This is a genomic window from Candidatus Omnitrophota bacterium (assembly GCA_013791745.1).
Lineage (GTDB): Bacteria > CG03 > CG03 > CG03 > CG03 > CG03.
Genome location: VMTH01000073.1, coordinates 18,615 through 27,233, shown reverse-complemented (window position 1 = coordinate 27,233; position 8,619 = coordinate 18,615). Strand labels below are relative to the sequence as shown.

The following is an 8,619-nucleotide window of genomic DNA, read 5'->3' as shown; positions in this document are numbered from 1 at the left end:
GATCCTCGCCTCGATGATAAATCACACGCACCTTTAAGCCACTGCCACCCAGGCACAGGTAGGGAAATTGTGCGAAGAGGCTGAAAAATATCTTTTTGCAACCGTTTGTGTGAACCCCGGTTATGTGGCTTTATCGAAGGATCTTCTCAAAGGTCCTGATGTGGGAGTGACAACGGTCATCGGTTTTCCTCTGGGTGCGACGACATCCACCACCAAAGCCATAGAGGCGCGCGACGCTATCGCCGCCGGTGCGGATGAGATAGACATGGTTATAAATGTGGGAGCGCTCAAAAGCGGTAATTATCAGCTCGCTCTGGACGATATCAAGGCCGTCAGGGAAGTAACAAGAGGGCATGTCCTTAAAGTCATCATTGAAACGGCGCTACTGACAAAAGAGGAAAAGATCAAGGCCTGCGAACTTTCGAAGGAAGCCGGGGCTGATTTTGTGAAGACCTCAACCGGTTTTTCAACGGGAGGCGCTACGGTTGAGGACATCAAGCTTATGCGTTCCACCGTGGGCCCGGCCATGGGAGTCAAGGCATCGGGCGGCGTTCACAACAGGGACGATGTTGTGGCGCTTAAAGCCGCCGGCGCCACGCGCATCGGGGCTTCGGCTTCGGTGGCGATCGTTACCGGCGCGAAAACAGAATCGAAAGGATATTGAAAAATACCGGTGTTATTGAATAATAATGCCCGTATGGGAGGGGACAGAACCAAGCCCCGGAAACAGGAGGATTAAAATGGCACAGATGGCATTGGGAATGGTTGAAACGAAGGGTCTGATCGGAATGGTGGAAGCGTCCGACGCGATGGTCAAATCGGCGAAGGTACAACTTTCAGGATACGAGAAGATCGGCGGCGGTTATGTCACCACATTCGTCAGAGGCGAGGTGGGAGCGGTCCGTGCGGCAGTTGAGGCCGGATCCGCGGCCGCCCAGAGAGTGGGAGAGCTTGTGTCCGTTCATGTAATACCCAGGCCGGACGACCAGCTGGAAGGGATCCTGCCGAAATAAACATTTTTCCCGGATTGATTAATGGATAAAGAGCGTCTGGAGAATCTGATCTTTGACGAACTCCTGAAGTTAAATCCCAAAGAGAAGAATATCAAGAGGGGTTTTTTCGCGGGAGATTATCTGCGAGGCCTGTCGCCTAAGGCGGCAGGCTCCGTCAGGCTCGTTACAGAGAATGATGTCAGGGAATTTCTGAAAACAGGCTCAAGGGTAATGAGTGTGCCCTGCGGGGCTATAATCACGCCTCTTGCCCGGGAACTTATGGATGAGAAGAATGTAAAGGTGGAATATGAAAGACCTTAATGGCAAAATCCTTCAGATAGCGGAAAAGGAAAAGGATCTCGTCGGGCGAAAAGCCGCGCTGAAGAAAAAAATAGAGAAAATTCTCAAGGCCGCCGCGGCCGAGGAGGAGCGCCTGATGAGCGATGCCGACCGCAGGGCGGGCGAAGAGAAGGAAAAAATGCTTTCTGAAAGCGGGAAACGTTCGCAGGAACAGGTAAGACAGATGCTCCTTGACGCTGAGATAGAGGCTAAAAGAGAGGCTGTTATTTTCAGGCAAAAAAGCGAAAAGTTGATATCCTCTCTCTTTAAAGAACTGGAAGGGTACTTTAAAAATTGATCGCTCCTCTCAGAAAGATCTATCTGGCGGGCCCGGCGGGGCGTTTTAATTCCGTTTTCGCTTTTCTTCAGAAAAAAGGCGTGATGGAACTTGCCGAAACTCCTTTAGAGATCACGAGCCCAGGCGCAGATAAGGACAGCGTCTCTTTTTACGATATCGCAGGGAGAGTGGAGGATCTGAAAGAGCTCATACAGTTCCTCGCCGAAGGCGGCGAGGCCTCGGTAAAGGGTCAGAAAAAAATCCCCGGTTTTAACGCGGAGCAGATCCTCGCGCGATTCCCCGGTTTAAAAAAGGCTTTCGCCGAAAACCGCGGCAGAATAAACGAACTGTCGGACAAAATATCCTGTCTTGAGAAAGTGCTGTCACTGCCGATTGATTTCACCTCGCTTTCCGGGCTTTCCATGGCATCCTGGCGGCTTTTTTCGTTTCCGGCGAAAAAAGCCTCAAAGCTTGAGGGCTTTTTCTCCGGCTTTTCAGATTCCGTTCTCGAGTGCGTTTATTCCGATTCCAAGAAGAAAATATACATGCTGCTTTTCCCCTCCGGAAAAATGCCGACTGACGAAAATTTGCAAAGCGCATCGCTCACCTCGCGAATTGAGTTTATGGATACCCCTGCGGATCCGGAATCTGAATTGAAAAAACTCAGAGAAGATCTGATCATCGCCAAAGATGAGGAGGAAATGCTCTACGACGAGAAAAAAGGCATGGCCGCGTATATGGGACCGTTGCTGCTCATCTATGATTATTATGAAAATGTGAAAATAAGAGAGGCCTCAAAACTGGAGAAGGTGTTTGAGACCGGAAAAATGTTCGTGCTGTCGGGCTGGATCAGGGAAAAAATCGCAGGGGATGTTTTGAACGAGACGGCTTTGAATTTCCCCGATCTTCACTGCGAATCGAGAAAACCCCTGAAGGGTGAAGATGTTCCGGTGAGCCTCGAAAACAATGACCTCGCCCAGCCTTATGAATTTCTGACATCCATGTACGGCGTGCCTTCCTACGGCTCGGTGGACCCGTCGCCGAACGCCGCCGTTTTTTTCGCTTTCTTTTTCGGGCTCTGCCTGACGGACGCCATGTACGGCCTTGTTATAGCGGGTGTCTCCGCCTGGGCGCTGGGATGGAAGAAAACGCCCCGGGAACTCAGAAAAATTTTGAAAATATTTCTCGGCGGCGGTTTGTTCACGGTTGTCGCGGGGGCGGTCACGGGCGGCTGGTGCGGCCCCGATTTTCTTTCGCGTCTCCCCGGGAGCCTCGGTTTTTTAAAAATCGCCGCGGACAAACTTGTTTTGTTTGACCCTGTTAATGATGCGCTTTTATTTGTGGGTATAGCCATTGCCTGCGGTTTTGCGCAGGTTATGTGGGGAATGGTTCTGAAATGTGTTGATGACTTCAGGCAGGGCAGGACATGGGCTCTTTTCTTTGAGGATATAGCCGCTATTATGATACAGATTTCAATGCCGGCGCTGCTGGCGGTTTACGCGCTCAAGATTTTTACGCCGGGGGCAATGCTGCTGAATACGCTGCATATCATGTTCGGCGCCGGCGCCGCGTCCATAGTGATATATAACCTGATAACGCAGGAAGGCCCCATTTTCAAACTGCTGTGGAGTTATTACGGCCTTTATTCCGTACTCACGGGCAACGCGTTTTCAGATATTCTTTCCTATATCAGGCTGTTTGCTCTGGGATTGACGACGGGTCTGGTGGCTATGGCGATAAACGAGATCGTCTGGATAGTGGTGTCATGGGGCGTATGGGCTATTCCGCTTGCGGCTGTTTTTTTCGTGCTTCTGCACGCCGGTAATCTAGTGATCAACATGCTGGGCGCGACGGTGCACACGATGAGGCTGCAGTTTTACGAGTTTTTCACCAAATTTATAAGAACTGGCGGCCATTATTTTAAACCGCTGAAAAATTTCGTAAAATACTCTTCGCTTGAGAGCGCAGAGACAGGACGGTGATTATGATGGTTGAGAAAATTTATCGGGAGGTAATAAAATGGATGGATTGACAATTGCTTTATTCGGGGCCGGGATCGCCGTGTTTCTCGGGGGAATAGGCTCCGCCGTCGGAGTGTCGACGGCCGGTCAGGCCGCCGCCGGAGTTTTGAGCGAGAAGCCGGAAAAATTCGGTGAGACATTTATTCTTGTGGCTCTTCCCGGAACGCAGGGCATTTACGGCTTCGCCGTGGGATTTATGGCGATCCTCAAGCTCGGCCTTCTGGGCGGCGGCACGCCCGCGGCGGTCTCTGTCAGCCAGGGGCTTCTTCTTCTGGCCGCCTGCATTCCCGTGGGAGTGGCCGGGCTCTTGAGCGGAATCTATCAGGGCAGGGTCTGCGCTTCAGGAATAGGTATTGTGGCCAAACAGGAAGGCAAATTCGGACTCGCGGTCATATACGGCATTCTTGTGGAGACTTACGCGCTGCTGGGTTTTGTCACATCGATCCTGGTGGTACTATCGGTGCAGCTCTAAAATGGCCTGGCAGGAACTTCTTGACAGTATAGAAAAGAGCATGAGCGATGAGCTCGATGAGATGCTCAAAAGCGCCGAGGATAAAAAAAAGAAGAGTCTCGCCGCCGCTGAAGCTAACGCGCGCAAGCTGCAGGATGAGGCCCGCGGGGAATCTGAAAGGGCGGCCGGACTCCTGCACGATGAGATCATCTCAGGCGGCCGGATACAGTCAAAAAACATCCTTCGCAAAGCGCATCTTCGCGAGATAAACGCCGTTTACGACGCGTTTAAGGAAAAACTGATGGCCTCCTCTGATCTGAAAAAGAAGATACTGATTGATTTTATAGAGAAAAACGCGTCCGGCGCCCCGGAGGCGGAGGTGTCCGCCGAAGCGCACTCCCTGCTTAAGGGCGCGGATTTTTCAAAAAAAATAAAATTGGTCAAAAAAAACACCGATTGTCCCGTTATCATCAACATGAATAAAATAGTCATGAGCTTTGACTGGGATGAATTTCTGCAGAAATTCAAAGCCGCCACTATCAGAAAAGTGAGCGAAGAAGGATCCGGTGCTTAACAGTGTGACATTAGAACAGTCTCCTTTCGGACGCGGTTCCGGCGCTGTTTTTGCTGTGGGGAAAGCCCGCGTGCTGGAAACACTGCTCTTAAGCCCGCGGGAACTGAAAGCGGCTTTCAATGCCGGGGATTTTCACGGTGCCGAATCTGTTATAAAGAGCAGGTCTTTCGGACGCTTGATAGATAACGGTAAGGAAGATTTCGGCATAGGGAAATATATCGCCGAAACCTCGGCCCTTTTCTCGGAAATATCGCAAAAAAGCGGGGATTTTTTCACCTCTGACGAATCAGGATTTCTGCGGTTCCTCGAGGAAAATTCCAGGAGCGAGATTCTCTCGGCGCTGGACAGTTACCCCGCGCCGCTGGATTTCTATGGATTTCTTGACGATAAAAGAAAAAGCCTGATGGGTCGGATAGAGGGAGATGATGTGCTGGAATATATATGGCTGGCGCTCTGGTGGCAAGCCAGGATAGTGAGGATGATACTCATGGCCAAGAATAGGGACGCGGATTTTAAATATGTCTCCTGAGGAAAAAAAAGTTTTTGCCTGCGGCGAAAATTTTTTCTGCAGCCTTTTCGCCTCGCTCGGAGCCGCGACGGCGGAATGGAAAGGCGATGAAGCCGAGGTGTTTGAAAAAATGAAAGCCGCACAGGGAGCTTTTTTTATATTCTCGCAGAGCGCTTTTGAGGATCTGAAAAAAAATTTCAAGGAGAGTTTTCCCGACGCCCCGTATATAGTTTTTCCTCTCCCGGGGGAAGAGAACAAGATAGAAAGGGAAATAGCGGAGCTTGTAAAAATTGCTGTGGGAGTCGAGATATAGCGCACCGGAGAACAGAAATATGAATAAAAAAGGAAAAATTATCAGAGTGGCCGGGCCCCTTATTCAGGCGGTCGGCCTCGATGACGTCAAGATGTATGAGGTCGTGCATGTCGGCATACAGGGACTCATAGGAGAGGTGATAGAGATCCAGGGCGAGGTGGTTTCCGTGCAGGTCTATGAGGAGACAGGGGGCATCGCCCCGGGTGAGCCGGTCGAGGCGACGGGTTCTCCTCTTACTGTCGAGCTCGGACCGGGACTCATACAGTCCATATACGACGGCATCCAGCGCCCGCTTGAAAAGGTGCGGGAGCAGACAGGGGATTACATTCTGCGCGGCGTAAGGGCCGCGGGCCTCGCGCGCGACAAAAAATGGGAATTCAAGCCTCTTGCCGCAAACGGCACCCAGGTGCAGGAATTCTCGATTCTCGGAACAGTTAAGGAATCAGAGGCTATAGAAAGCAAGATCATGGTACCTCCCGGCGTTTCCGGAAAAGTTTCGGGAATCAAGGCGGGTTCTTTTCTTGTGACGGACGATATCTGCAAAGTGGGAGAGACTCCGGTTCAGATGATGTTCAAATGGCCGGTGCGCAAGCCCCTGCCCTATACGAAAAAAATACTGCCGTCGGAGCCGCTCGTTACGGGCACAAGGGTAATAGATTCTTTTTTCCCTGTGGCCAAGGGCGGCACGGGATGTATTCCGGGGCCTTTCGGCAGCGGCAAAACGGTTGTTCTGCACCAGCTGGCGAAATGGTCTGACGCTGATGTCGTGGTTTATGTCGGCTGCGGGGAAAGAGGCAATGAGATGACGGATGTCCTCACGGAATTCCCCGAACTGCTGGATCCGAGAAGCGGACGGCCTCTTCTTGAGAGAACGGTGCTGATAGCCAACACGTCAAACATGCCTGTCGCCGCCAGGGAAGCCTCAATTTATACAGGTATTACGATAGCTGAGTATTTCCGCAATCAGGGCATGGATGTCGCCGTGATGGCCGATTCCACCTCCCGCTGGGCGGAGGCCCTCAGAGAAATGTCCGGCCGGCTGGAAGAGATGCCGGGCGAAGAAGGTTATCCGGCATATCTGACTTCAAGGATCGCCGGTTTTTACGAGAGAAGCGGAGTAGTGGAGGTGGGCACGCCTCCCAGGACGGGTTCCGTGTCAGTGGTCGGAGCTGTTTCACCCCCCGGCGGCGATCTTTCCGACCCCGTGGTGCAGGCGACGCTGCGGATGGTGAAGGTGTTCTGGAGCCTGGAATCGTCACTGGCTTATCAGAGGCATTTTCCGGCGATCAACTGGCTGAATTCCTATTCGCTGTACATAGACGATATCACGGATTTTTATGAGAAAAACAACATGAAAGAGTTTCCCGCGATGAGAAAACAAGCTCTGAAAATCCTGCAGGAGGAATCGAGCCTCCAGGAAATTGTCCGTCTTGTAGGAGTGGAATCGATCTCCGACGAGGACAGGCTGACTCTTGAAACCGCCAAGATCATAAGAGAGGATTTTCTGCATCAGCACGCTTTTGACGAGCAGGACGCCTATACCGCTGTCAGCAAACAGTTCAAGATGCTGGGGATAATCATGATGTTTCATGAACGCGCCGAAAAGGCCGTGAAAAAAGGCGTGCCGATAAAGCAGATCATAGATATTCCCTGCAAGGAAAAAATAGCCAGGATGAAGATAATGGATGAGTCGGAATTACCCGAGGTGGAAAAAATCCTTAAAGAAAATTTTGCCGCGCTTCAGGGCGCAGGCGGAGGGAAGGAAGAATGAAAGAATATAGAAGTATCAGGAGCATACAGGGGCCGCTCATCAGGGTTGACGGCGTGACGGGCGTCGGTTATTCGGAGGTGGCGAATATCCGCCTTGAGGACGGTTCCCGCCGCATGGGAAAGGTGCTGGATATATCCAGGGACAGCGCCCTGATACAGCTTTTTGAGGGTACGGAAGGAATAAATATAAACGGTTCCGGGGTGTCTTTTCTGGGGGAGACGCTTCATTTCGGCGTGTCCGCTGAGATCCTTGGAAGGGTTTTTAACGGTGTCGGCAAGGTTATTGACGACGGCGGCGAGATCATCCCCGACAAAAAACTCGACATAGACGGCTTCCCTATAAATCCTTACGCGAGAGATTATCCGGAGGAATTTATCGAGACGGGGGTGTCGGCCATCGACGCCATGACAACTCTTGTCAGGGGACAGAAACTTCCTATATTTTCGGCCTCCGGCCTGCCTCACAACGAACTGGCGGCCCAGATAGCCAGACAGGCCCGGGTCGTGGGTAAGGATGAGAAGTTTGCTGTTGTTTTCGCTGCCATGGGCATCACTTTTGAGGAGGCCCGTTTTTTTCAGAAAGATTTCGCCAGAACCGGCGCGCTTGAGAGGAGCGTGCTGTTTATAAACCTCGCGGACGATCCGGCCATAGAAAGGATAGCCACGCCGAGAGTCGCCCTGACGGCCGCCGAATACCTGGCTTTTGAAAAAGATATGCACGTTCTGGTGATTCTTACAGACATGACAAATTACTGTGACGCTTTAAGAGAAATATCTGCGGCGAGAAAAGAGATACCCGGCAGACGCGGTTATCCCGGCTATATGTACACGGATCTGGCGTCTATCTTTGAGAGGGCGGGGAGAATAAAAGGCAAGAAGGGTTCTATAACGCAGATCCCTATCCTGACGATGCCGGAAGACGATAAGACCCATCCCATACCTGATCTGACGGGATACATCACCGAGGGACAGGTGATAATATCCAGGGTACTGAACAAAAAAGGGATATATCCGCCCATAGATGTTCTCCCGTCGCTGTCAAGGCTCAAGGAGAAAGGCATAGGCGAGGGTAAGACCCGCGAGGACCACGGTAATGTGACGGCGCAGCTGTTCGCGAGTTACGCGCGAGGGAAAGAGGCCAAGGAACTGGCCCTGATTCTCGGCGAGGCGTCGCTGACCGAAGATGATGTGAAGTTCGCCGCCTTTGCTGATGAATTTGAACAGCGCTTTGTGGCTCAGTCTGTGAATGAATCACGGGATCTTGCCACGACACTTGATCTGGGCTGGGAGCTTTTGAAAAAAATTCCCCGCAAAGAACTCAAGAGGGTGAAGGAAGAACAAATTAAAAAATACATGAAGGCCGGGACCGATTAA

10 protein-coding genes and 1 pseudogene are annotated in these 8,619 nt (G+C 51.6%); all 11 read left to right on the top strand.

Going from position 1 to position 8,619, the window contains the following annotated elements; genetic code table 11:
* Positions 1–13: 13 nt before the first annotated feature.
* The 11 genes and pseudogenes from deoC (at position 14) to FP827_03375 (ending at position 8,619) form a co-directional block, all read left to right on the top strand.
* Positions 14–664 (top strand): annotated as a pseudogene (deoC, locus tag FP827_03425) (deoxyribose-phosphate aldolase).
* A gap of 76 nt (positions 665–740) precedes the next feature.
* Positions 741–1,013 carry a BMC domain-containing protein gene (locus FP827_03420; protein MBA3052124.1) on the top strand — a complete coding sequence of 91 codons (273 nt, stop codon included), beginning with the start codon at positions 741–743 and terminating at the stop codon, positions 1,011–1,013.
* A gap of 21 nt (positions 1,014–1,034) precedes the next feature.
* Complete coding sequence (locus FP827_03415) at positions 1,035–1,313, top strand: hypothetical protein (GenBank protein ID MBA3052123.1); 279 nt, start codon at positions 1,035–1,037, stop codon at positions 1,311–1,313.
* Entirely contained in the window at positions 1,300–1,629 is a 330-nt protein-coding gene (locus FP827_03410) for a hypothetical protein (protein ID MBA3052122.1), read from the top strand. Before FP827_03415 ends, FP827_03410 begins: the two co-directional genes overlap by 14 nt.
* Positions 1,626–3,590, top strand: coding sequence for a hypothetical protein (locus FP827_03405; GenBank protein MBA3052121.1), 1,965 nt, complete (start codon positions 1,626–1,628; stop codon positions 3,588–3,590). Before FP827_03410 ends, FP827_03405 begins: the two co-directional genes overlap by 4 nt.
* Before the next feature lie 37 nt (positions 3,591–3,627).
* Complete coding sequence (locus FP827_03400; GenBank protein ID MBA3052120.1) at positions 3,628–4,101, top strand: V-type ATP synthase subunit K; 474 nt, start codon at positions 3,628–3,630, stop codon at positions 4,099–4,101.
* Position 4,102: 1 nt separating this feature from the next.
* Positions 4,103–4,654 carry a hypothetical protein gene (locus FP827_03395; GenBank protein ID MBA3052119.1) on the top strand — a complete coding sequence of 184 codons (552 nt, stop codon included), beginning with the start codon at positions 4,103–4,105 and terminating at the stop codon, positions 4,652–4,654.
* Positions 4,647–5,183 carry a hypothetical protein gene (locus FP827_03390; protein ID MBA3052118.1) on the top strand — a complete coding sequence of 179 codons (537 nt, stop codon included), beginning with the start codon at positions 4,647–4,649 and terminating at the stop codon, positions 5,181–5,183. Before FP827_03395 ends, FP827_03390 begins: the two co-directional genes overlap by 8 nt.
* Complete coding sequence (locus FP827_03385) at positions 5,173–5,475, top strand: hypothetical protein (protein ID MBA3052117.1); 303 nt, start codon at positions 5,173–5,175, stop codon at positions 5,473–5,475. The genes FP827_03390 and FP827_03385 overlap by 11 nt, the downstream gene beginning before the upstream one ends.
* Positions 5,476–5,494: 19 nt before the next feature.
* Positions 5,495–7,246, top strand: coding sequence for a V-type ATP synthase subunit A (locus FP827_03380; GenBank protein MBA3052116.1), 1,752 nt, complete (start codon positions 5,495–5,497; stop codon positions 7,244–7,246).
* Positions 7,243–8,619: a V-type ATP synthase subunit B gene (locus tag FP827_03375; GenBank protein ID MBA3052115.1), complete on the top strand. Its 1,377-nt coding sequence runs from the start codon at positions 7,243–7,245 to the stop codon at positions 8,617–8,619. The genes FP827_03380 and FP827_03375 overlap by 4 nt, the downstream gene beginning before the upstream one ends.